The following is a 24445-nucleotide window of genomic DNA, read 5'->3' on the forward strand; positions in this document are numbered from 1 at the left end:
AGGGTATTGGGCTTCATCACATACCGTAACTTAGGTAAGCGAAAAGGGGAGAAAAGAAGCATGCAGAGCAAATGGGTAAAGAAGACCGGATTAATGGCTATGTCCGGTGTAGTATTGCTATCTGTCATCGCAGGATGTTCCGGTTCGAATGCATCGAAGAACGATCCGAAAAGCACGAACGCAGCGCAAGGCGGAACGGAAACGACAAAAGGCTCCAACAAGTTCAATCTATGGCTGAGCTGGTCGGCAACGGTTAATAATGATAGCCTTGTCCAAAAAAATTGGAAGGAAACGGAGCCAGGCATTGAGGTTGTGCTTGAAGCTACTCAAGGTGACGCAGTTACGGCGCTTAACTTGAAGCTGAATACCGGCGGCTTCGAAGATGCAGCTGTCTTCAATCGAAGTGAAATCGTGAAAGCAGCGATGATTCGCTCCAATAAAATTTTGTCAGTCGAGCAATATTTCGATATGCCTGATCAATATCCCAACCTTGCAGCGATTCCTAAGCAATATTTGGACCAAATGAAGGATGCGGACGGGCATATTTGGTCCATTCCAACCTGGTTCGACCAAAATCCTGACAATCCATGGCCGGGCTGGGCATCGCAAACATGGCTTGTCCGTACGGACGTGCTTGAGAAAGCGGGAATGACCACAGCTGATTTGGCTACGATTGAAGGTGTTGAAGCGTACTTGAAAAAAGCCTCAGAGCAAAAAGACGCGTCAGGCAAGCCGCTGATTCCGCTTAGCTTCTTAATGGATCCTAACGATACGGCAGGCTGGAACGATGAAAATACGGTTTTAAGCACGTTTGGCGTAACGACGGGAGGCGGTATTATCCCGGTAGAGAAGAAGGGTGACGAACTTGTCCTCTTGTATGACGACCCACAGTATAAAGTGGCTTACCAATGGATGAACAAAATGTATCGTTCCAATCTGGTGGACCCAGAGGTCGTAACCGATAAAAAGGAACGCTACAAAGAGAAAAACAAAGCTGGACGCGTAGCGATGAACGTAGGCTCCTTCTTTAACGTGGATAATTCGATCTGGGAGACGTTGGACGGCCCGACTGAGCCAGGCTGGTTCTATCAAGTCGTTCCATTCCCTAAGGTAGAGGGCGTTGAGAAGCTTGGAGCGAACACTGTCATCAACCCGTATCCAGGATATGACGTCTACATTAGCAAAAAATCCAAAAATCTAGAAGCGGTTTTGAAGTTTCTTGATTACTCACTTAAGCCTGGAGCGGATCAGCAGCAAGTCATTAACGAAGGACCAGAAGGAAAGTTCTGGGGCTGGATCGATCAGCCGCTAGGACGATGGAATTATATTGATGCAGAATATGATAAAGCGCGTAATTCTGGCGAGCCTGCACAGAAAGCGAAAGTAACGCCAGAGCTGTATATGATTTCTTCCTATAATAACGACTGGTATCCGTGGTGGAATTACGGCACAGGCGATAAAGTCGGAAACGAAAAAACGTCGAAATTCACGGCAACGGTAGGACAGATGGGCGCCGTGCGTAGCACGCAAACCTATGACTTGGTTAAAGCGAAGGCAGGCGGTCTGCTAGAGAAATACTTGCCTGAGCTCGAAAATATTCGCAAAGAGTATAGAGCGAAACTCATCATGTCCAAAAGCGGCGAGCAGTTCGAAGCAACCTGGATGGCTTTCCGTGATGCCCTTGAGAAACGTGGGCACTGGACTGAAGTTAAGCAAGAATGGCAGGAGCAATATGAAGTATTGCTGAAAGAGCAAGGCTAGCGGTATACCAAAATGGAGCACTCCTTTCTGGGAGGTTGCTCCCTTTTCCATTGTTGCGAATACGATTACAATACGGAAAGGAGGGATACGATGCTATTACGCCGCAGTCTTGAACGAATCGTTATTAAATACACCCAGAAAATGAACCTGCGCCGAAAAATATTAATTCTGTATGGAGCCATTATTTTTGTTCCAACGATTTTTTTAGGCATTGTTGCGGGCTATCTTGCGCTTGAAAGCTTCAGGGACAATTACCTGGTCACCATTAATGAAGCGATGCGCCAAACCGTTCAAAATATAGAATTCCGCAAGCAAAGCTACGATGTGCTTGCTACGCGTACGGCAACGGATGGGGAGCTAATCTCGCGGTTAAGCCGTAATTACTCGGATATGTTCGAGCAGCTGAACACGGTTGAGTATGTAGACCGTTCATTTGTATTTACGAGTAAATACTTGCCGGGTATCGATGATTTCCGGATTTACCACACGAATCCGATGCTTGTGCAGGACGGACGATTGCTGTGGAAGCCAGAGGGGCGCATCTTGCAGCCTGACTTGAATGAGACGGATTGGTTTATCCAAACGAGCGAGGCTTCCAACTCGTTAATATGGAGCAATGTGAACAAGAATAAGCTTGTCATCTCACATAAAGTGATGAGCCCGACCGGCAATTTGCAGGGCATTATTTATATGCTGTTAGACTATAAATCGGTTTTTGGCAATCTGTTCAATCAGCCGTTCAGTGGTTCAGGCGAATTATCGATTATTGACGATTCCGGCATGATCATCGTTTCCTCCGATCCAGAAAAAATCGGATTAAAGTTTCAATCGACAACGCTGAATAATCACTGGGATAATGCGAGCCTATCTGATGGCGTAATGGTGGATGGCAATCTGCTTATGGTAAGGCCGATTGATTCGAACTGGCATGTGGCCGCGTTGATCCAGATGGATCAGCTTGAGCGCCAGTCCAAGATGATTTTATACGGCATCGTGGCTGTTATTTTCTTTTTTCTGCTTTGCTCTACTTTTTTAATTATGACGGTGCTGAAAAATGTCGTATGGCGTATTCGTAAGCTTGGCACGCGCATGTACGATGTCAGTCAAGGACAGTTCGATGTCAGTATTCGCAATACGGCTAAAGATGAGCTCGGCGATCTGGAAATTTTGTTTAATTCGATGTCCAGCCGTCTGGGTATGCTCGTTGAAGACATTACGCAAGCGAAGCTCAAGGAACGCGAGCAATCATTCAAAGCGCTGCAGGCTCAAATCAATCCTCATTTTATATACAATTCGTTAAGTTTGCTAAGGTGGCGTGCGCTGGATCTTCAAGACGAAAAACAGCTGCGCACCATAGACGCCTTGACCGCCTTTTACCGTCTGGCGCTGGACAATAAAATTAATGTCATACAAATAAAGGGCGAGCTTGAACATGTCAGAGCTTATTTGGATATTCAAGAAATGCGTTATCCGGGAAGGGTGACCATCGAGTGGCATATCGAGCAAGAGCTGCTGGAGCTTTACACGATCAAGCTGTTATTACAGCCTATTGTGGAAAATTGTTATTTGCATGGCAACATTACAGGGAAGAAGGGCGGCGTTATCCGAATTTCGGCGCAGCTCGAACAAGACAACATTCGATTCGAGGTGTTCGATAACGGAATAGGCATCTCAAGAGAGATGCTGAAACAGATTCAATTAGGAAAGCAGGCGGGGAACGGAAACGGATACGGTACTGCTAATATTCGCGAGCGGCTCCAGCTCTATTTTGAGAATAAACATGAATTTACCATAGACAGCAAAGAGAACGAATGGACGGCGGCAACGATTATCATACCGGCAAGTGTTCATAGGCCGCAGATTAGGAAGGTGATGTAGTGTTGTTAAAAGCGTTGATCGTGGATGATGAGCCTACCCATGTTCAGGGGCTTGTGCGCTATATCAAGTGGAAGGAGCTAGGCTATGATACGCCTTTCACCGCAGAGTCCGGTCAAGAAGCTCTCGACTTATTGCGGAATACTTCTATTGATGTGTTGATATCAGATGTATCAATGCCTGTTATGACGGGAATTGAACTTGTTGCAGAGGCTAAAGCGATCCAGGCGCAGCTTCAAGTGCTGATGATCAGCGGCTACAACGAATTCGAATTTGTACAGGAAGCGATGAACGTTGGGGCGCAAGCGTATGTGTTGAAGCCGATTAAAGTGGAAGAGGTAGAGAGCAAGCTTACCGGGTTCCGCAAGACATTAACCAAGTTAAAGCAAATTGAAAATCAAGCGCAGGAGCTGCAGCAGAAAGTATCCGGCAGTCTCGATATCGTCAGAGAACGGTTCGTATCCGATGTTATTGGGGAGGCAGGCATTCATGCCCAGATGCTGCATTCATGGGGCAGCCTGCTGGAGCTTCCTGCAAGCAACCAAGAAATCGGATTAATCGTACTGGGCTATGATCATTTTCATTCCTCGGTGCAGGACGCAAGAGAGAGGGTTGTGATCAGCAACGGATTTTTGAGAACGGTCCATATCGGTTTAAGCGATTTTGATCATGTTTATATCGCAAAGACCGTCACTGATGAAATCGTGGCCTTGCACATTAATTTAAGTCCGCTTGAACGTGCGTCAATTGAAAAACAGCTTGCTTTCATCCAAAATGTCATGCAGGAGCAATACGGCTCAACGGTTACGATTGGCAATAGCAGAGTATGTACGACTTGGGAAGATGTACCGACGCTTTATAAGGAAGTTAAATTCATGATGGCAAGATTCCGCTTGATGGAGAGCGGGCAAATTCTGCACTATGATCGACTAGATGAATCTGAGTTCCAACAATTTCGTCTGCGAGAAGAGATTATACCCGAGATTTTACAGCTGACAGAAGATGCTGCCGATGCTCATAAGGTTGTTGACTACGTTAATAATGTGTTTGATATGCTGCTTCCTCAGCCTTCTATGCCATTTACGTATATACAGGCGTTTGGCATGGCATTGCTCAGCGAACTGGCTCGCAAGCAGACATGGAATAAAGAGCTGGGCGGGGAAATGAATTTGGAGATGTGGCAGAAGCTGATCGATTGCAGAAGCGAGGCGCAAATTCGTGAAGTCGTGATCGATTACGTTCAACGCCATATGGTTATCGAAAAGAAAGGTGAAGCCAGTCAAAGGCATAATCTGATCGGCAAGGTTTCCGAATATTTGGAGGCACATTTCCAAGAACATATCACAGTAAAGCAAATTGCTGAAATTCATCATCTGAATGCGAGTTACTTAAGCGTGTTGTTCAAAAAAGAGATGGGCAAAACGATATCTGATTTTCTACAGGAAACACGCATGAATAAAGCCAAAGAGCTGCTTAACAATCCAAGCATCAAGGTGTATGAGGTATCTGAGCAGGTCGGATTTCAGACCGCAGCTTATTTTGCCTACTTGTTCAAGAAGACGACGGGCTATACGCCGCAAGAATATAGGGATTACCATTAAGGCATTTGCTATGAGCTGGAGGCTATGAAAAAATGATGATAGAGTCAATTGCGGGAACGTGGAGATTTTGCTTGGATGAGACCAAGCAAGGCATTGATCAAAAATGGTATAACGAGCGGCTGCAAGATCACATTCAGCTGCCAGGAACCACCTCGGAGTATCAAAAAGGCGAATATAACACGGCCAAAGAAGTCGCTCACCTAACTGAGGCTTATCCGATAAACGGTTATGCATGGTACCAACGCGAGATTGAAATCAAGGCGGAATGGGCGAACAAGCATATCCAGCTGTACGTGGAGCGGACAAGAGTAACGAAGGTTTGGATCGGCGATGAACTGCAAGGCATGCAGAACAGCATAAGCGCGCCCCATATCTATGAATTTGGGATCATGACTCCTGGCACGTATACGTTAACCATATTGGTTGATAACAGCGGCCTGCCGATAAAAGGCGGTCATATGACATCACCCGATACGCAGACGAACTGGAACGGACTGCTCGGCAGAATGGAGCTTCAAGCAGCGGATTTAATCCGATTGGACAACATTCAGGCGTTCCCCGATGTTGCTAATAAGTCCGTTCAGCTCAGGTTTCAACTGATCAACGATACGATGGACAATGCGGATACCCAGCTAGCTATCGCTTTAATGGATATGGTTGGAACAATCCAAGGCAACGCAAATGCTGCAACAGCAGTAAAGATCGCTATGATTCAGTCCGTACCGGGTAACCAGTCTGTTGAACTGCACTATGAACTCGGCGAAGATATCATGCTGTGGGATGAGTTCAACCCCGTATTATACCGCTTGCTTGTGAGTCTGGAGGCGAACGCTAACGGGAAATTGTATCGGAATGAGCAATCCGTAAGCTTCGGCATGCGCAAGTTCGGTACGGAAGGCACACAGTTCACGAATAACGGTCGTAAAGTATTTTTGCGAGGAAAACATGACGCGTTGGCTTTTCCTCTAACCGGTTATGCGCCGATGACGGTGGAAGAATGGGTCAAGGTGCTATCTATCGCCAAGTCCTACGGGATTAATCATTATCGCTTCCACACCTGCTGCCCGCCAGAAGCAGGATTTATAGCCGCGGATTTGCTCGGTATTTATTTCGAGCCTGAGCTGCCGTATTGGGGCGCATTTCAAGATCCAGCGGATGAAGACTATGATGAGGCGAGATCGGACTACTTGCGGGAGGAAGGATTGCGCATATTAAAGGCTTATGGCAATCACCCATCATTTGCTTTGTTTACGCTAGGCAACGAATTGCATGGCAGTCGCAACGCCATGTCGAGCTTGTTGAAGGAATATCGGGAACAAGATAGCAGGCGCTTATACGCTGAAGGGGCGAATAACTATTTCTGGGCGCCGGCTTTCTCGGAAGACTCTGATTTCTGGGTTACCATGCGAACAGGGCATGGCGAATCGATGGTTCGAGCTTCTTTCTCCCATGCGGACTTGCCCCTTGGGCATGTGCAGGATAGCTATCCTTCAACCTTAACGGACTATCGTGATAATCTTCCGGACATTCAAGTGCCTACGATAAGCCATGAAATTGGCCAATATCAATCCTTCCCAAACTTTGGCGAAATAGAGAAATACACAGGCGTTCTGAAAGCACGGAACTTAGAAGTGTTTCGCGAGAGGCTTCAGGCTGCGGGAATGCTCGATCAAGCCGATCATTTCTTCCGGGCATCCGGACAGCTCGCGGTTATATGCTACCGCGAAGAGATTGAAGCCGCTTTGCGCACTCCGGGCTTCGGCGGGTTTCAACTGCTAGATCTGCAGGACTTTCCGGGCCAAGGAACGGCATTGGTTGGCGTATTGGACGCGTTTATGGAATCCAAAGGCTTTATAGAACCGGAGAAGTGGCGCGAGTTTTGCTCGGAAATCGTTCTGCTGGCAAGGATTCCGAGGTTTACGTATACCCAGGAGGAGACGTTTGTCGCCGAACTGGAAATCGCAAATTACGGGTCTGACTCGCTTGAAGCTATGCAGTTGGAGTGGTCGCTAAAGCAAGGAGACCGACTAATTGAGGCTGGAGCGATGGCGGCAAAGAATATTCAACAAGGGGCTTTGGAAAATGTGGGTACGCTGCAGATCGACCTGTCCGCAGCAGAGGCTCCCGCCAAGCTGGAGCTTACTCTGAAATGGAAGGGCAGCGACGTTATAAATCATTATCCGATCTGGGTATATCCGTCGGCGCAGGCAGAAGCCAAGCCGCAACAAGCTGAATTTCACTTGCGTAGAGAATTCAATCAAGAGGTAAGCGATATTCTCGAAGAAGGCGGGCGTGTTTTGCTCATTCCCCATCAAGAGCAGCTATCCTCCCATATCGGCGGAGCGTTTGCTTCGGACTTTTGGTGTTATCCTATGTTTAGATCCATCTGTGAGGGAAAAAACGCGGCTCCAGCACCGGGAACGCTCGGAATCTTATGTGATGAGAAGCATCCCATGTTCGAGGCCTTTCCAACCGAGTTTCATAGCAACTGGCAGTGGTGGCCGATCCTGACCCACTCTCATTCGCTTATACTGGATAAGTGGCCGGAAGCGTTCCGTCCCCTAGTGCAGGTCATTGACAACTTTGAGCGCAATCATAAGCTCGGCTTGATCGTTGAAGCTAAGGTTGGCAATGGAAGCTTGCTCATATGCGCAAGCGACCTTATTGGTCACCAAGATAAGCCGGAGGTACGCCAGCTTTTTCATAGCTTGCTGCAATATGCGGCATCTGCGGAGTTCAACCCATCATTAGAACTCAGCTATGACCAGATTCGCAGCGTGCTGGATCCGAACGTGGAGAGCGATCGCGAGACGCATCGCGGTCAAGCGGTTATTAATCCTTCCTATCCGAATAATATAAGTTGAACTAAAGACACTTCTACATTCTGATGCAAAGACGATCGATAATACGCATGGGATTCTTTCATGATATTAATCATAAATGTCTCTACATTCTTCCGTATCTCAGCGGTTATGTGCTAAAACAAACTATTGATGTTGATGACATCTGCTCTGAGCCACTGCTCAATTCGCATTCTTAGCGTTAGAGAAACGGGCGTTTCCTATCCCCCAAAGCTGCACGATAAAAGGTTTTGACAATACGATCGACAATCTTCCTCTTCTGGTTAACGTGAACGTTAATAAAGAGCTTCTTTGCATGCTGGCCGTAGACCAATTGCTTTGGAGAATGGCTAATTGGGTTCGGATTTTGAGAAATAGCTTATCAACGGTGATATCATTATGAGAGAGCAATTCGCCTAAGCTAAAAACGATTAAGTAATGAAAGACAGACACTCATTGTATTTATACAATGGGTGTTTACTATTAGTGTGGATCGAACTGCAGAGGATAGCTTTCCACTCTTGGCAGCAATGATTTACATAGGGTTGTGTCCACAACCTCAAAAAATACGATAATACGGGTGAGGACTTAGAGGATTTGATTTCAATCGGCACCATAGCCCTGATCAAAGCTACGGTAAGTCTATTGACTTGGGATTTAGAAACAGTAAGTTTTAAAGGAGAAGTGTTTGGAGTTGCGAAAAACCCAGATGATGTGATTTTTCTAACTCCAATAGATCGAAACAAAAAAGAAAATAACATTAAAAGAAGTTATTATTTCAGAGTTCATTATTTTGAAGAGCAACATTAGTTCTGTCTGATGATATGAATATCTATACAACGGAAGTCGCATAACATGTGGCTTTTTTATATATTGTCTAAATGAGTAGGATACCATAATGCCAAGTCAGTCTTGGAAGGCATTGCACCAACGAATTTGCACACCTTGAGATGATTGCGACCATGATTTACAAGCTGACAAAAGATGCAACGCCAGAACAGCTTAAGGCTGCTGGACTTGGTGCTCATTATGTGGCTCATAACAGCGCCTTGTTTTATGAGAATGCAGGCGGCGTACCCTTTACGGCTACGTACATTCAGGCCAAAGGTGATCCAATTGCGGATCTATATGAGGACATAGCGGCGGAGGAGAAGGTTAGGGCGACGTATCAGTGGCTAATTGATCTTAGGGATGATGTGGATCTGCAGGATAGCTTGAAGTATTTGCAGGAGCGGGAGATTATACACTCTCTGCGGTTCCGGGAAGCGGTGGAAATACTTAAGGATAAGCGGGATGAGAAGATATTCTATTAGAAGGAACCTCTCTGCAGGGTACTGCGGGGAGGTTTTTTTTGTTTGTGTACAGAATTGTACAGAGGAGAATAGTCCACCATCCAATACTAATTGTATGGAAAAGAGTCTAGATAAACAGTATACTTGCTATAATTGTTTTTTGTTGAGGTGAATATCAAATGGATGAAATCGATGAATCAAAACAGCTTGTATTACAAATCGGCGGTGCCTTGAAAAAGTACAGAAAAGAAAAAAACATGAGCTTAGACGAATTAGCGGAATTAACGGGTGTAAGCAAACTTACTCTGGGGAATATCGAACGTGGCGATACAAATCCAACTTTGGCGATTATTTGGAAAATTTCAAAAGGCATGTCTTTACCGCTATTGGCTTTGTTGAAATCAGAAGAGCCTGTTAGTTTGTATCGAGCAGGAGAAGGACTGCGGTTTTCTAATGATCAAAAAAATTGGATCATTGAACCAGTCTTTAAACACACAAGCAACGATATTGAAATGTGTCGGGCTTACTTACAGCCGAATAGCTCGTATCACCCTGAAGGTCATCATGCGAATACAACAGAAATTGCGACAGTAATGACTGGTTCCATTGAAATTCAAGTCAATGGAGAGGTTTACACATTGAATCAATATGATACGATCAGTTTTCGTGCAGATTGTCCTCACTCTTATACCAATCATACGAATAGCGAAACAGTGCTCCATATATGCTTAAAGTATGATTTCTAAAAGTCAGAAATCCTACTTATTTAATACAACTCCGAATTCCATGACGGGAATTCAGAGTTGTATTTTTGTTTTCAGATGATTTTATGTATATTATACAATACCACTTGTTAAAAATAATATACTATAATATACTTTTAATATTCGCGCGGATGTTATTTCATATTTTTTCAATCAGTAGGAAACAAATTATACGTATAAATTCAGGAAGGAGAAATGAAAAATGTCGAACAAACAAAATAAAAAAGCCGTACCATCTTCTATCGGACTGATAATTCTCGGCATTATTGTTATTGCAGCTAATTTACGTGCTCCTTTAACCTCAGTCGGTCCTTTAGTGAGTTTCATAAGGGATGACGTTGTTATTTCAAATACATTAGCCGGCCTGATAACAACGGTACCTTTGCTTGCCTTTGCTTTATTATCGCCACTAGTACCAAAATTAGGACGAAGGTATGGTGTTGAACGTATCATTTTGATTGCCCTAATCTTTCTGACTGTTGGCATTGTAATACGTTCTTTATCTGGCATAGCTAATCTGTATATTGGGACAGCAATTCTTGGATTCGCAATTGCCATATGTAATGTATTATTGCCAAGTTTAATCAAAAGGGATTTCCCAAATAAAATTGGCTCCATGACAGGTATTTACTCCATTTCAATGAGTTTATTTGGAGCAATCGCATCGGGAATCAGTGTACCGCTAGCCGTGAACGCAGGTCTAAAATGGCAGGGAGCATTGGGAATATGGGGGATTCTAAGCTTTGTATCGATTCTCTGTTGGCTACCCCAACTAAGAAATCAAACGAAGCAAACAACCACGATGAGTCAACAGATAGCCAGTAATGATGTGAATGTTTGGAAATCCCCTCTTGCCTGGCAAGTAACCCTGTTTATGGGTATACAGTCCATGGTTTTCTATGTGTTGATCGCATGGTTGCCTGAAATTTTAAAGCAGCAAGGAATTGACTCAAACCAATCAGGATGGTACCTCTCGATAATGCAGTTAGCTCTGCTTCCATTTACTTTTATTGTGCCCGTTATTGCTGGGCGCATGTCTAGTCAACGTTTGTTAGTGGTCATCATAACCATTTTGCTTTTGACGGGAACGCTCGGACTTCTATACGGAAGCTCCAATATAATTCTGTTATGGATCATAATACTCGGAATTGGTGGAGGCTGCGCCTTTAGTTTGTCCATGATGTTTTTCGGTTTACGTACTGAAAATGCGCATCAAGCAGCGGAACTGTCTGGCATGGCGCAGTCGATCGGATATCTTCTTGCCGCAATCGGTCCTGCCCTTATAGGATTTCTACATGATTTGACAAATAGTTGGAATCTGCCACTTTTCATTCTGCTTGGCGCTTCGGTCTTACTCTTTATAGTCGGTATAGGAGCAGGAAGAAACCGTTTTGTAGGTAGCCGAAATAGTTACGAACTGCCACAGAAAGGACGATGAATAGGTTTGACAAAATTATTGTGGCAATTGATAAAGCTAAAATAATGAACAAACTCCTCGATGCAACCTATGAATAGCCTGAAACAAATAAACTCAAGTTACCTTGGTTAATGTCAGCCAGGAATATGTATCGAAGGCTTTCGACAGCTAAATTGGCGTTCGTTGATTATCATTGAAAGTGGATAATCGCTAACAAACAAAAAACTAGGGCCCCAAAGTGGCCCTAGTTTTTTTAGAAGCGTCAATCATGATCAGCTCAATCGATTAATTTAGCAATGATTTGACTCTTAATTGAAAAAAATGAGTGTTAATTAGATTCTATGAGTCCAGTTGTTATTAAATCTTCAATGTTCAGATACATGGTTCCTTTGTATTTCTTAATACGAATGTCACTTAAAGTAAAGTCGCCATCCGTCGCCTTTTTGTATTCCGCTGTCAAATTAATATCCACTCTGACGATTTCGAAGCCGACATATTTGCCTATCGTAATGATGTTGGCATTGCTATTGCCAAGTTTGCTTACGCCTTCGATTTCAGACAGCATAGATAATGAAATCCATCCCTTGCTCATCAGTGGTGGCAATGCTTCTTTATTCTCTGCTGCAGCTACATAATTGGCGTCAAAATAATCCGGATATCCTTTATACCCTGGTAGTTTGGATTCCTTCTCTGTTGGTGGCGCACCAACAACACGGAATTCAGGGAAATTTGCAATTGTCTTGGTAATGGAATCGATCTCGGCTAACTCTTTTTGGGTATTCAGGGCGTTGGTTGCAGCGGGACCAAACGATATCACTCCATCAGCACTGAAAAATATCGGGATACCGTCGATCGTGTAAGAGGCCCCTTTAAAGGATGGACTATTAACTTGAATCACATTTGCTTCTGCAGACCAATAAACGGAGTTACCTGTTGCTTCCCCAACGATTCTAATTGGGATGTAAGTGTTACCATTTTGCGTAAAGGGTTCTGCTTGCAATGCTTTCTTCTGGCCGTTCACAACTGCTGTTTTGTTGCCAATCGTAAATGTAATCTTTAAATCATCCTTTTTGCCCGTAACTTGTTTAAGTTTTGCATCATAACCGATTTCCATTTTCAAATTTCCAAATAATTCTCTGAAAGGAACGAAGGAAACTCCATTCTTGCTTACTGATTTAGATTTGAGCGGGACTCCATCTACAAAAATATAAGCTCCTTTATTGGCTGCTGATACAGGAATAACACCTATACTGAACAATAAAACGCAAATCATAGCAGTAATCGACAATCTCTTCAAAAAAACGCCTCCAGAACTAGTTTTTATTTCCACTATTTACTATATTACTATCATTTGGAACTCTGTCAATAAAAAAATAGTTATTTTGTCGAAATGTGACCCAAGTATTCAATGTTCTTTCGAATTCCCTCAAATAAAGAGGCTAACCCAATTGCAGCTTAAGCTCATCAATCGTTTTACATACTTTGGGCTGTCGGTCGATTCACGATCTCAGCATGAAAAAGCATCGACCACGCAAGTTTATGCTCAGCTCCGCGGAGAGCGTCGGAGAGAACGTTATCACCGATTTTTTTTAGAATTTAGTTAATCAGGTTCAATAGTATTGTTGGATGCCTTTAATTATTCAGTCTTTCATTGAACTAACGGGCATGATAGTTTAGAGGTAAATATTTACATAATAACAAGTGGTCGGTATAATTTAAGAGTATTGAGCAAACAGCCAAAGGGGTGTTTTTAATTGGAATTTGGACTTTCCCATAGAAAGTTTAACGCCAAAAGACCAGGGTCTCTTGTTAGTACAATTACCGGAGTCTTAGAACATCTTTCGTCATTGTATGCGAATATTGGTGAGGCCAGAGAGAAAAATGGCATTTGGTCTTTACCAGAAAGCACTCCAACATGCACTACATGTAACGGTACAGGTACTGTCCTTGGTGATATTGATTCAAGTCGTATGGTCGCAACTGAACTCTCGCTTAAAAAAGGAGCTGTGCTTTTATGGGCGGGGACTAACTGCGGACCTGTTGTAAAGATTAGAGAACTGGCTAAAATGATCGGGATTGACGTTGAAAGCCCACTTGTTGAGCAAGATGAGCAATTTATCGATATTTTACTTTATGGATATGATAAGGAACCTGTAACATACGTTTACAAGAAAAGGGAACATAAAAACTATTATCGTGGGTGCGTTTTCGATTTGAAACATATGCGTGATACAGGAACAACTAGTAAAGGAAACCTTTGGGCAATAAAATTATTCTCCGAACATGGAAAGTGTCCAAATTGTACCGAAAGCTTGTTGGAACAGGAACGCTTGGTTATGGGGAGTTCCCTTTCAGATGTGTTGAGAATGCCGATCTCAGAATCACTATTAGTTGTCCAGAAATTACGTAATTGCCTCGACAAACAAGTATTAGATAATTATTGCGAATTGATTAATGATCTGGAATTGCGTCTATCATATCTAAATAAAATTGGTCTAAAGTCTCTTTCAGCTTTCGATGTTAGAGTCTTGGTGAATCCGTAAATTGGTTAAGCTAACGAACAGATACGCAATAATTTTGTCTTCAGATTTCCACTTGACCCTTACGTAACGTAATGATTTATAGTAAACGTAAGAGAAGGACGAAACACGGCCTACTGCCAAATAATCGAATTACTAAATTAGAAATCGGAGGAGAAGCAAACATGAGAAAACTCGTATTGTTTATGCATGTATCGCTGGACGGGTATGCGTCGGATTCGAACGGAGGACTAGATTGGATTCCGTACAACGAGGAATTAGAGAAATACGCCGAGGAAGTCGTAGCCGAAGTCGGCTCACCGGTATACGGACGAAYGACGTATCGGATGATGGAGAGCTACTGGCCCGCGATGCTGGACAATCCGGATGCGTCGAGGCACGATATGGAGCATGCCAAATGGCTGCAGGATGTGAAGAAGATCGTCATTTCTGGCTCGATGGACATTGTCGAATGGAACAATACGGTACTGATCAAGGACAATATTGCAGATGAAATCAAGGCGCTCAAGGAGCAGCCAGGCAAAAATCTCGTTATCTTCGGCAGTCCGGGGGCGGCGAAGACGTTGCTTGAGCTCGGCCTGATCGACGAATTCCTGCTGACGATTTGTCCAGTCATCTTGGGCGGCGGAAAATCGGCATTCCACGGCGGCGGTGAGAAAATCAGGCTCAAGCTGCTGTCCAGCCGAACGCTCCAGTCAGGTATTATCGCAGCCCGCTATGTGTTGGAGAAATAGCCGTGCCGTACAAGATTTTCCACTAACGGTAACGATAGTTGAAAACTAAAGGGCTGCCGCGTGGCAGCCCTTCGTCATTACGCTAACGGGCAGCATTCCTATTATGAAGAAATACGAGGTTTGAGTAACAAAAAGACTCCTTGGTATGATGTTATTGGGTCCAAGTTGCTCGTCAGCCACCGGATTCAAATCAAACCAAGGAGACTACAAGATAAATGAACGCATTAATCAAATCACTTCTTCTACTTTAATTGTTGGTGTTGACATCGCAAAATTCAAACATGTAGCCCGAGCGCAAGACTACCCGGGGTCGAGCTCGAATTGAGTGTGATAAGAGATGACTGTTCCAATTTATAGAACTGATTAGACGCTCAATAACTCTTGCCGCTCTAATCGTTCCACCTCATCATCATGTAAAGCTGCTCGACGCTTTAGGAGCTCATATGTCTCACTCCACTCGTCAGGGTACCTTGTCCATTGAATTCGCTTATACAAATCTCCTAGGGCAATCTCTACTTCATTTCTAAATTGTTTCCATAACATCATAGCTTTGTAATAATCACCGTTATTACGAGTAGCATTCACTACGTCATAACAAAGTTTATCTTTTCTGAAAATCTCCATACTGATTTCATCAACTTTAAAAAGAATTTCTTTTTTGAGTTTTGCGTCATTCTCCATAGTTGCGATCATTTCGGCCATAATAGAAGTTATATTGGGATTATTTTGAGCTGAGTGATTAATACATTCAGTGAGTTGGTTAGTCATAAATTTTTCCCTCCTAGCAACATGCTGTTACCATTCTGGTTTTATATAATACTTTTCGTTAGAAGGGGGTTTTTTTAGTCACTAAGCAAGTGAAGACAGCTACTGGTAATAAAAGGGGAAGTGAACTTAATTAATGGATGAAAAACAAACATATCAAGCACTTAATGACTTTTCGACTAATGAAACGCTGGAACCCCTAGATAGAATGTGCATTATGCAAAAGAAGATAATAGTTGGTTGAATCTATCACGCTCCTCCAAAAAAGGGCAATGGCCGCTGTATTGGAATGAAACTAATTGCGAATTTTTAATCAGCTTATTTGTTTCCTGAGCTTGGGAAAACGGAACGACTTTATCATGAATTCCATGAATAATTAATGTGGGCACATCGATCTGTCCAAGATCGTTGTAAACATTCTCGTCTCTTAGCGTGACCATAATAGCGGAAGTCGACCAATTCGCAGCTTGTAAACCCATTAGAAAGAACCATTCGGATTTTGGTTCAGAAATGTACTGAAAGAAAAAAATCTCCGTTTGGTTTTGCAGCATTTTCGGACGGTCATTGTTTGTTTCTTCGATGATTTTATTCGTAAATTCTTTGGGAACGCTTGATGGAGACGCAGCGTCGATCAGGACGAGTTTAGATACCCCGTACCCTTTGTAACGAGCCATATAACGAATCGAGATCGCGCCTCCGGTAGAGTGTCCTGCTAATATTATGTTTTTTAATTGTAACGCTTCGATGACCATACGAAGATCATCTGCTAATCTATTGAAACCGTAACCGTCGAATGGTTTATCCGAATTGCCGTATCCTCTCCAGTCCATTCCAATACAACGATATCCGAGCTTCGGAAGGTAATTGAACTGATATTCGAACTGGTTATGGTTTAGCGGCCATCCATGAATAAAAAGTATCGTTTTATTTCCCTTCGGATTGATGTCCTCGATAAATATTTTTACGCCCGGTTCCACAGTAACGAAGTATCCCAAGTGTATCACCTCAATTTTATAAAAGTACTTCCCCATTAAGATATTCGCCCTAGGCAAGGTGAATGCCCAATTTCGGCGTCAAATTAGGTTTAGATCGTACGTAGAGATTTCTGAGGAATAACTTGAGTAAAACAATTTCTTCAGATCATTGAGCTAACGGGACACGATGGTTGAACATACCTATGAGCAGTTTGCTGTGGCGGCTGCTCCCATTTTTTGTTAAGCTAATGGGCAGTTTAACTCAATAAAAACAAGAAAGCAGACGGTCCTTGTTATGGATTTTCTTATTAAATAAATTGCGTAAAAGCGCTAGTTGGCATTTTTTATAAGTTATGGTTTAGCAACAATAAGCCACACCTGCATTGAAATAGTCACACCGTGGTTCTAGTAATTTCGCTAATATAATGCCATGCTTATGGTGAAGGGTTACAGTTGCCGATAGTTATTTAAGCATATCAAAACCAAATTATGATTTATGTCGAGCGACACCCTATAAAGTGTTAGATGAGTGGAGATGAAATTTATGATAAGAGTTGCAAAATTGGAGGATAGGAAAGATATAGCAAAACTATTGACGCAATTAGGCTACCCGGAAACCGAATTTTTTATTAAAGAGAACATGGAAAGACTTCTTACTGACCCCAACGAAGAATTAATGGTTTATGAAGATGAAGGACGTGTTATTGCCTGTATTTCCATTCATTATATCCCGCAATTAGGAAATAGAGGAGATATCGCATCAATTAGTTATCTTGTTGTGGACTCCTCAATTAGAAGTAAAGGAATTGGAAAGGAATTAGAGGGATTTGCCTCTGCCTCTGCCAGAAAAAGGGGATGTGACAGTATCCAAGTTCATTGTCATTCCAGAAGAATAGATGCTCATAAATTTTATGAGAGACAAGGTTTTAAGGAGGCTCCTAAGTACTTTTCAAAAATGTTAGACAAATGACGGCATAAACTCTCACTAACTTTTATTGAATCGACAGCAAAGTTTTAATAGGAGGGAATGATTTATTCGGCAAATTAATATTTAACTAACTGGGAACGATAGTTGAACAAACATGGAGTAGTTTGCTGCGGCAGCTGCTCCCTTTCTTTGTTAAACTATTCTAGCTAATAGTTTGATCTCTTCACGAATACCTCAGATATGGGAAATTTACGGTCATCGCAAATAAGACGTTATGAGAAACTGCGGTAGTACCATTAATTTCAAAAATCCATTAAGCTCGGAGTTGAAATATGAGTTTAATTCTTCCTTTGGATATTATTGAAAAAATACAGCAGGAATATAAGGATCAATACGATTTTGTTGAAGACCTATTAACTAATCAAAGTTTTTTCCACACCGAAGAAGAGTTTATATTGAGATTAATTAGATCAATTTTGTTTTTATCTGAAGGAAGTATTGAACAGCTTCAAAAATATCTCAACATTGCAAAAATAGATTTTAGAGATGTGTTCTATTGGGCTGAATACGATCAAAATAACAAACAAATACGGGATTTTAAAAAGCCATTTAAAGGGGAATACAATTAAACGTTGAGCTAACGGGGAACGATAGTTGAACATCCAAAGGGCTTCCAAGCGGAAGCCCTTCATTAAGCTAACGGGCGGTTTTGTTGAACAAGTTGCAAATTTAACATTTTAAAGTAAGAGCATTTCTTTGTAATGAGAAATGCTTTTTATTTTTATACAAAACGATATTATTTTATCGTAAAACGATAAAATTTGTGGTAAAGTAAAAACTTACATTAAACAAGTGAGGTGCAGTTTATGAAACGAGGAAAAACACTCTTTTTGAAGATAGCTGTTATTCTTATTGGAATCCCAATTCTTGCTATGTACATATTTTTAGTGCCTAAGATTGGGAATTTTGCTGGAGAATTGTATCCAGAAAAGGCTTATATGAAATCTCTCGTCTTAATCGATATGTACGCAGCGGCGATTCCTTTTTATTTTGCTTTGTATCAAGCTTTTAAACTTTTAAGCTATATTGATAAGAACCAGGCGTTCTCGGAATTATCGGTAAAAGCTTTAAAGAATATAAAATACTGTGCCATCACAATCAGTACCTTGTACCTGCTAGGTATGCCACTTTATTATCTCATGGGGAAGAGAGTTGACCATCCAAGTTTCATACCAATGGGATTGGTCATTATTTTCGCCTCTATGGTGATCGCCGTTTTTGCTGCTGTTCTCCAAAGACTTTTACAAGAAGCTATTAATATAAAATCAGAAAATGATTTAACGGTCTGAGGTGGAGCATATGGCAATTATTATTAATATTGATGTGATGTTAGCAAAACGAAAAATGAGCGTAACGGAGCTTTCGGAGAGGGTTGGAATTACTATGGCGAATCTTTCCATTCTTAAAAATGGGAAAGCAAAAGCGGTTCGTTTATCAACATTAGAAGCGATATGTAAAACCTTGGATTGTCAGCCAGGTGATATTTTGGAGTACAAAAGCGACGAAGACAATCAATAAAAACAGACAACAAATTTATTTAACTAACAGGGAACGAAAGTTGAACGGACCATAGAGCAGTTAGTCGATGGCAACTGCTCCTTTCTCGTTAAGCTGAAGGGCAGGATAGCGTAACCTTTTATCGCAGATAGAGTCTAAATTATTACATATTCAGGATTAATAAACGAGGTGAGCTAATAATAGAATGAAAAAACGAATTTTACTTTTTGTTGGTATTCTTGTGTTCTTGGCAATTATCGGCGGTATTACATTGCATAATTTTGCTAAAAACCTAGGCGAAAGTTACAATCAAATAGGTTAATGGGAAAAGAGGGCTTACAAATCCTGGCGTTAATCAAACGGGAAACGATAGTTGAATAATAGACATTGATGAGTAGGTACTACGGTATCCTGCTCTTTTTATTAAGCTAACGGGCAGGTTTGAGCAATGAAAAAGCTGCTTGGATACTGGGGCAGTGAGTAATTATACGGAATAATTGCTACTGGGTCAATTTATTACATTTCAAAAAAAGCCATAGCTGTTCCTCCCATTACATAAGCCAGATGCAAGCTATATGAGAGGACCGATACCGGAGATACCTTCCTTGTACAATCGCTAAGACCTAAGTGAGAAATTAAGGATTCGCAATTAATAATAAATGAATAGCAGCAAGAATTCCCATCGGATAGATGATTAAACGAGAGAATGTATTTTTAAATTCGTTGCGGGAGTGCTTTTCGAAAAATAAGTGCAGGATCGCATGGATCATGAGAAAGATGTCTATCACCCAAAACGTAATCGTCTGATATTGGCTAAAAAGTAAAGCGAGTATGATGGTGTACAGGGGGAGATGGATAAGGGTGAACACTTTATAGGCTTTTGCATCATCCATATCTTGTAGAACAAAAAATAGTTTCCATTCCGATCGTCGAATTGCATCCATTTCGTGCAGGAGAAATAAGGATAAGTTAAACAAGAATAGCAACAACAACAAATCTGGCATATCAAACCTCCAAAAATTTTATATCAAACGTTTACTATAGCGTAATAAACAAACACATTTAAATATTTCCCTTGGTTAATACGTAAAACTGTTCGAAATGTAACAAGTAAAGCTATATCTGTCAGAGTAATGTAGAAAATTTAAATGAACATGAAAAAAAGCATTCAAAATGATAGTGAAAAATTGATCAACACGATAAAAACGACGCTTGAATTTGATGCCATTTTTTAATTAAATGTATAATAATGGTGAAACAATTTCTTGTGTTAGCGTTTCATTGAACGAACAGGATTATTTAGTTCGCGTAACGAATACCATAAATATGGAAATTTCGTGAAGTTCGTAAATAAGACGATCTAGGAAATTCACTTAAAAACTTTTGTTATGGAGGTGTCTCATGGAGGATGAATTAAATCTCATAGAGGATGAAATAAAGCGAATTAAGAATAATCAATCGAAAATCATATTCTATTTCATGCTTTCGATTGCAATAATTGGATCAATGATAATATTGCTTCTGAATATCTATCGCTTTACTTTAGCTGATATCCTCACTTCCTTTTTTGCGCCATTTATTGAGATACTGGGTTATATTATTTTCTTGATTTGTTCACTGATTGTTTTTGTGTATTTTGTCGTAAGTAAATCCTTCAATAGGGCAAGAAGAGGAATACCTTTTTTGTTGAATCTATTTATTTTTATTTTGATGTTAATTGTTCCTTTTACCTCAATAGTTTTAGATTTAGATTATCGCTTCAATAAGGAAGAAAGAGAAGATGTAGTTCGAATGGTATTGGATGGCACACTGAAACCGAATGTATCTGATAATGAAATATTGATTCGTTTGCCAGAGGAATATAAGAAACTTTCCAAAGGCGGTGGTGAGATCGTGGTTCATGGATACGGACAGAGTGCTCAAATTCTTTTTTTTTCCTATCGTGGAATATTAGGTAATATGGCTGGATTTATTTATACCGCTAATGATAGCGCCCCTGATGAAATGCTTTTTGGCGGAAACTTTATGGAAGTGAAAAAACTGAATAAGAATTGGTATTCGGTTAGAGCTACGTAAAATGGATTTCATATATGTTCACGCAAAAGATCGTTTTCACCGATCCTCAGTCAGCAGAGGCATTTCGAGTTAACGGATTCATGAGGACACTTACGAGAGTAATTCGTCGGATGGCAGTAAATCATTACGTTAACGGGACGTGATAGCTCAATAAAACACGACGGCAGCTGCAGAAACAAAAGCGCATGTACGACTGAAACAATCGTACTCGATATAACGTTCTTAAATGTGAGGTGATAATTCATGATTAAATGGGTGTTAACATTAGCGGCAGTATTAGTGCTGCTATCGGGCTGCAGTGAGAAGTCGGGCAGACCTAGTGACAATATGACTAATCCTACTACTGCTCCTGCACCGGGGGAGACGTTTACGCCGTTAGCGAAGCCGGAAGCGTTTCCCGCTGTGTCTAACCCTTATGATGCCGACCAAGCAGCGGAGAACGGCGATATCGTGAACGTTCACGGGAAAATGTACAATCTCGACAAGTGGAAGCTGTTTCTTGCGAATCTAGATGTTGGCGTGCCGGATCAAGTGCGTATTACGCAGTATACGATTGAAGGTGACCCGATCTTCTATGAGTTAGTCTATGACGGGGCTGAAGTGATTACGTATACGTACGACAACTCGCGTGACGGGTTCGGGAGCAATGCAGGTCGTCCGAGCACGTTGTGCCGAGGCATTGAGCTCGAGGAGGACAAGGAGTTAGGCTCCCATTACAAGCTAACCGGATGCGATTCTGAAACCAGTAATACGTTCTGGTTTACGAACGTAGAGTCGGAAGCTGAGCAGGGCAGCCAATAAGAACAATATACTCTAGAGTCGCTCGATCGTTTAATTCTAATAAGAACAATAGTTCAATCATCACAAAGAGGCAGCCGATCACATCGATCGGTTGCCTCTTCTAAGTTAACGGGCAGTTAGTACTAAGGTTTCTCATACAAGCGAGTTATGCTAATATAAAAGTGTTTTAAAATATTAAAATGTGGGAGATTCAAACCATGATCATCAAGTTCATTCGTTTAAGGTAGTGAAAGGTGCAGCTCACATAACCCGGCTTTTTTATACAAACTAGCTAGGGTTTATTTGACTGTACCTTTTTTCATTCACCTAAAACGAATGGAAGGGTGCTTTTTGTGTTCGAAAAAAGTAAAAAGTTGATGAGCGCTGAGAAAATTGAAAACTCTCAGGAGATATTTATATGCCCATTATGTAAAAAACAGATGCAAATGATCCATTTACAAAGTTTAGTTTGTTGCAATCAGCACTGTTTTGATATAGCCAAGCAAGGATATATAAACCTATTGTCTGGAACCAGTAATACTAAGTATGATAAAAAAATCTTCGAGTATAGAAGGGTAATAAGCAGAAGTGGTTTATTTAATCCCTTACATGCAGCGGTAAGTGAGATTATAATGAGTCAACTCCCGAGCGATGAACCTTTAAGCATACTGGATGCAGGTTGTGGAGAAGGTTCTCACTTAAATAACATACAAATAGAAATAAATAAGAAAAAACTCAACCCTCTTTTGGCTGTAGGGATTGATATTTCAAAAGAGGGAATTAGTTTTGCTGCAGCTGAATATTCAAATGTTATTTGGTGTGTGGCGGACATTGCAAACTGTCCGTTTGCAAATCAGCAATTTAAATTTATTTTAAACATTCTTTCACCGGCAAATTACTCAGAATTTCAGAGATTGATTGGTGATAATGGTTTGGTGATTAAAATCGTCCCTGAACAGGATTATCTAAAAGAATTAAGAGAAATCTTTTACGAGGGGTCAGATAAACGGGTTTATTCAAATTCACATACAATTAACCACTTCAACGAACAGTTCAAGTTATTGGATGTTAAAAGCATTCAATATCAAGTAAACCTGAATGAACCTTTAATCGAACCATTGCTCGGTATGACGCCATTATCCTGGGGGACTTCCAAGGAACGCATAGAAAAAGTGTTACAGATGAATCTGAAAAAAGTCACTATGGACTTTAAAATGTTGATTGGTAAGAAATATTAGTTGAATAACGCATAGATGAGCAGGCGCTGCGGTGGCCTGCTCATTTTATTAAGCTAATGGGCAGGTCAGTTTAATGAAATTCTCGAATACGTTATATATGGAACGTTCTCGAAGTTCGTAAATATGACGTTAGCTGAATTTAAATAAATTATAGTAGGGTGACCCAATGTCAAAAACATTTCAGTTTGAAACAAAAACAATACAGGGAAATGAAGAACTTATTATTGACATACAACCAATAATTAATGAATATAACAAATTTCTGATTCTTACTACTACCAGAAAAATTATCGAGTTGGATACAAATGAGAATGTGTTTAAAGAGCTATTTATTTTTGATAATGAAGAAATAATATTTGAAGAGAAAGTGTCTCTACTTGTCTCGCCAAATGCTGAGTTAATTGCTGTATTTAATACTTTTGGTAGACAGGGAATTGTAATAGATATTACTTCAATGAAGACCATAATGCGATTTAATCGTGATGATTATTATAATGAACAAACCATTTTTCCGGTTGCATTTGTCAATTATAATGCTCAACTTTTATTAATTCATGGTACAAAATGGAATCGACTGGATATTACAAATCCAATCGATTATCAAGTACTAACTGATAGAAATGATCCGGAATATGAATTAACTGAAAGCAAATCAAGTAATTCAGAACATTATTTAGATTATTTTCATGGCCAACTCGTAGTTTCACCTGATAATAAATGGATTGTTGATAATGGATGGGTGTGGCACCCTGCGGGGTGTGTGACAGGTTGGAGCATTCTTGAATGGATAGAAAATCGATGGGAATCGGAAGATGGAACGAGCAAAAAAAATCTCTGGAGTGGAAAAGAGGATTGGAACGATCCATTATGCTGGGTAAGTGATAACGAGATTGGATTAGTAGGTAGAAATAATTATGATTTCATTGATGAGGATGAGCGACATGGGTGGATTTTCAGAGTGATTAATCTGGAGACAGGAAATGTAGTTAAGGAGTTTCCAATATCGTCAGGTAATATTTTTATGGATACATATTTGTTCTCTTGTTTAAAGGAAACAGGAATGAAAATATATGATATAAATAGTGGACGTTTACTGTTCGAAGACGAGAAAATAAATCCATACAACTATCATCATAAATCAAAAGAGTTTATTGGTTTTGATAATGAAAAAATAATGATCTATAAGTTAATCGAAGAAGAATGTAAAGCAGCTAACAGACAGATCTGCGAGGCTTAGTTCGTCGGATGGCAGTAAATTAAGAGGCAGCCGATGACAACGATCGGCTGCTTCTTGATCGTAGAC

The 24445-nt window shown here is 41.1% G+C and carries 20 protein-coding genes and 2 pseudogenes; 18 read left to right on the forward strand and 4 right to left on the reverse strand.

Features of this window, described 5'->3' with window-relative positions; translation table 11 throughout:
- Positions 1-60: 60 nt before the first annotated feature.
- The 8 genes and pseudogenes from AC1DPK_RS25550 (at position 61) to AC1DPK_RS25585 (ending at position 11571) form a co-directional block, all read left to right on the forward strand.
- Positions 61-1761 (forward strand): type 2 periplasmic-binding domain-containing protein, encoded by a 1701-nt coding sequence (locus AC1DPK_RS25550; RefSeq protein ID WP_477512036.1) that lies wholly within the window; start codon positions 61-63, stop codon positions 1759-1761.
- Positions 1762-1851: 90 nt separating this feature from the next.
- A complete protein-coding gene (locus AC1DPK_RS25555) occupies positions 1852-3639 on the forward strand; it encodes a cache domain-containing sensor histidine kinase (RefSeq protein ID WP_477512037.1) in 1788 nt (595 codons plus the stop codon).
- Positions 3639-5237 (forward strand): response regulator transcription factor, encoded by a 1599-nt coding sequence (locus tag AC1DPK_RS25560; protein ID WP_477512038.1) that lies wholly within the window; start codon positions 3639-3641, stop codon positions 5235-5237. The genes AC1DPK_RS25555 and AC1DPK_RS25560 overlap by 1 nt, the downstream gene beginning before the upstream one ends.
- Positions 5238-5269: 32 nt before the next feature.
- A complete protein-coding gene (locus AC1DPK_RS25565) occupies positions 5270-8101 on the forward strand; it encodes a sugar-binding domain-containing protein (protein WP_477512039.1) in 2832 nt (943 codons plus the stop codon).
- Between the two features lie 528 nt (positions 8102-8629).
- Positions 8630-8719, forward strand: a pseudogene (locus AC1DPK_RS25570) (flagellar biosynthesis protein FliA); the annotation flags it as partial.
- 284 nt (positions 8720-9003) lie between these two features.
- A pseudogene (locus tag AC1DPK_RS25575) lies at positions 9004-9390 on the forward strand (manganese catalase family protein); the annotation flags it as partial.
- A gap of 158 nt (positions 9391-9548) precedes the next feature.
- Entirely contained in the window at positions 9549-10115 is a 567-nt protein-coding gene (locus AC1DPK_RS25580) for a helix-turn-helix domain-containing protein (RefSeq protein ID WP_441884495.1), read from the forward strand.
- A gap of 220 nt (positions 10116-10335) precedes the next feature.
- Positions 10336-11571: a CynX/NimT family MFS transporter gene (locus AC1DPK_RS25585; protein WP_477512040.1), complete on the forward strand. Its 1236-nt coding sequence runs from the start codon at positions 10336-10338 to the stop codon at positions 11569-11571.
- 307 nt (positions 11572-11878) lie between these two features.
- On the opposite strand, the gene AC1DPK_RS25590 is transcribed toward AC1DPK_RS25585, so the two are convergent.
- Entirely contained in the window at positions 11879-12847 is a 969-nt protein-coding gene (locus tag AC1DPK_RS25590) for a copper amine oxidase N-terminal domain-containing protein (protein WP_477512041.1), read from the reverse strand.
- Positions 12848-13304: 457 nt separating this feature from the next.
- On the opposite strand from AC1DPK_RS25590, the gene AC1DPK_RS25595 reads away from it, so the two are divergent.
- Entirely contained in the window at positions 13305-14093 is a 789-nt protein-coding gene (locus AC1DPK_RS25595) for a hypothetical protein (RefSeq protein ID WP_477512042.1), read from the forward strand.
- A gap of 161 nt (positions 14094-14254) precedes the next feature.
- Positions 14255-14824, forward strand: a complete 570-nt coding sequence (locus AC1DPK_RS25600) for a dihydrofolate reductase family protein (protein WP_477512043.1) — start codon at positions 14255-14257, stop codon at positions 14822-14824.
- A gap of 363 nt (positions 14825-15187) precedes the next feature.
- Here AC1DPK_RS25600 and AC1DPK_RS25605 read toward each other — a convergent pair whose 3' ends face one another.
- Positions 15188-15592, reverse strand: coding sequence for a hypothetical protein (locus tag AC1DPK_RS25605; RefSeq protein ID WP_441884505.1), 405 nt, complete (start codon positions 15590-15592; stop codon positions 15188-15190).
- Positions 15593-15804: 212 nt separating this feature from the next.
- Positions 15805-16584, reverse strand: coding sequence for an alpha/beta fold hydrolase (locus AC1DPK_RS25610; RefSeq protein ID WP_441884615.1), 780 nt, complete (start codon positions 16582-16584; stop codon positions 15805-15807).
- A 523-nt stretch (positions 16585-17107) separates the two neighbouring features.
- Between AC1DPK_RS25610 and AC1DPK_RS25615 the strand changes: the two genes are divergently transcribed.
- The 4 genes from AC1DPK_RS25615 to AC1DPK_RS25630 all read left to right on the forward strand — a co-directional run bounded on the left by AC1DPK_RS25615 (position 17108) and on the right by AC1DPK_RS25630 (position 19069).
- On the forward strand, positions 17108-17533 hold the full coding sequence (locus tag AC1DPK_RS25615; RefSeq protein ID WP_477512044.1) for a GNAT family N-acetyltransferase: 426 nt from the start codon (positions 17108-17110) through the stop codon (positions 17531-17533).
- 290 nt (positions 17534-17823) lie between these two features.
- Complete coding sequence (locus AC1DPK_RS25620) at positions 17824-18120, forward strand: hypothetical protein (protein ID WP_339208316.1); 297 nt, start codon at positions 17824-17826, stop codon at positions 18118-18120.
- A gap of 237 nt (positions 18121-18357) precedes the next feature.
- Positions 18358-18840, forward strand: a complete 483-nt coding sequence (locus AC1DPK_RS25625; protein ID WP_477512045.1) for a DUF2975 domain-containing protein — start codon at positions 18358-18360, stop codon at positions 18838-18840.
- 10 nt (positions 18841-18850) lie between these two features.
- Positions 18851-19069 carry a helix-turn-helix domain-containing protein gene (locus AC1DPK_RS25630; protein WP_430062057.1) on the forward strand — a complete coding sequence of 73 codons (219 nt, stop codon included), beginning with the start codon at positions 18851-18853 and terminating at the stop codon, positions 19067-19069.
- A gap of 614 nt (positions 19070-19683) precedes the next feature.
- On the opposite strand, the gene AC1DPK_RS25635 is transcribed toward AC1DPK_RS25630, so the two are convergent.
- Positions 19684-20052 (reverse strand): DUF6713 family protein, encoded by a 369-nt coding sequence (locus AC1DPK_RS25635; RefSeq protein ID WP_477512046.1) that lies wholly within the window; start codon positions 20050-20052, stop codon positions 19684-19686.
- Positions 20053-20449: 397 nt separating this feature from the next.
- Between AC1DPK_RS25635 and AC1DPK_RS25640 the strand changes: the two genes are divergently transcribed.
- From AC1DPK_RS25640 to AC1DPK_RS25655, 4 genes are all read left to right on the forward strand, one after another.
- On the forward strand, positions 20450-21124 hold the full coding sequence (locus tag AC1DPK_RS25640; RefSeq protein WP_441884512.1) for a hypothetical protein: 675 nt from the start codon (positions 20450-20452) through the stop codon (positions 21122-21124).
- Between the two features lie 243 nt (positions 21125-21367).
- On the forward strand, positions 21368-21925 hold the full coding sequence (locus tag AC1DPK_RS25645) for a DUF4362 domain-containing protein (RefSeq protein WP_477512047.1): 558 nt from the start codon (positions 21368-21370) through the stop codon (positions 21923-21925).
- A gap of 332 nt (positions 21926-22257) precedes the next feature.
- The gene (locus AC1DPK_RS25650; RefSeq protein WP_477512048.1) at positions 22258-23142 is read left to right on the forward strand and encodes a putative RNA methyltransferase; all 885 of its coding nucleotides are present in this window, start codon (positions 22258-22260) and stop codon (positions 23140-23142) included.
- Between the two features lie 166 nt (positions 23143-23308).
- On the forward strand, positions 23309-24379 hold the full coding sequence (locus AC1DPK_RS25655) for a hypothetical protein (RefSeq protein WP_477512049.1): 1071 nt from the start codon (positions 23309-23311) through the stop codon (positions 24377-24379).
- Positions 24380-24445 lie beyond the last annotated feature (66 nt).

Source organism: Paenibacillus sp. 01T424 (assembly GCF_056398745.1).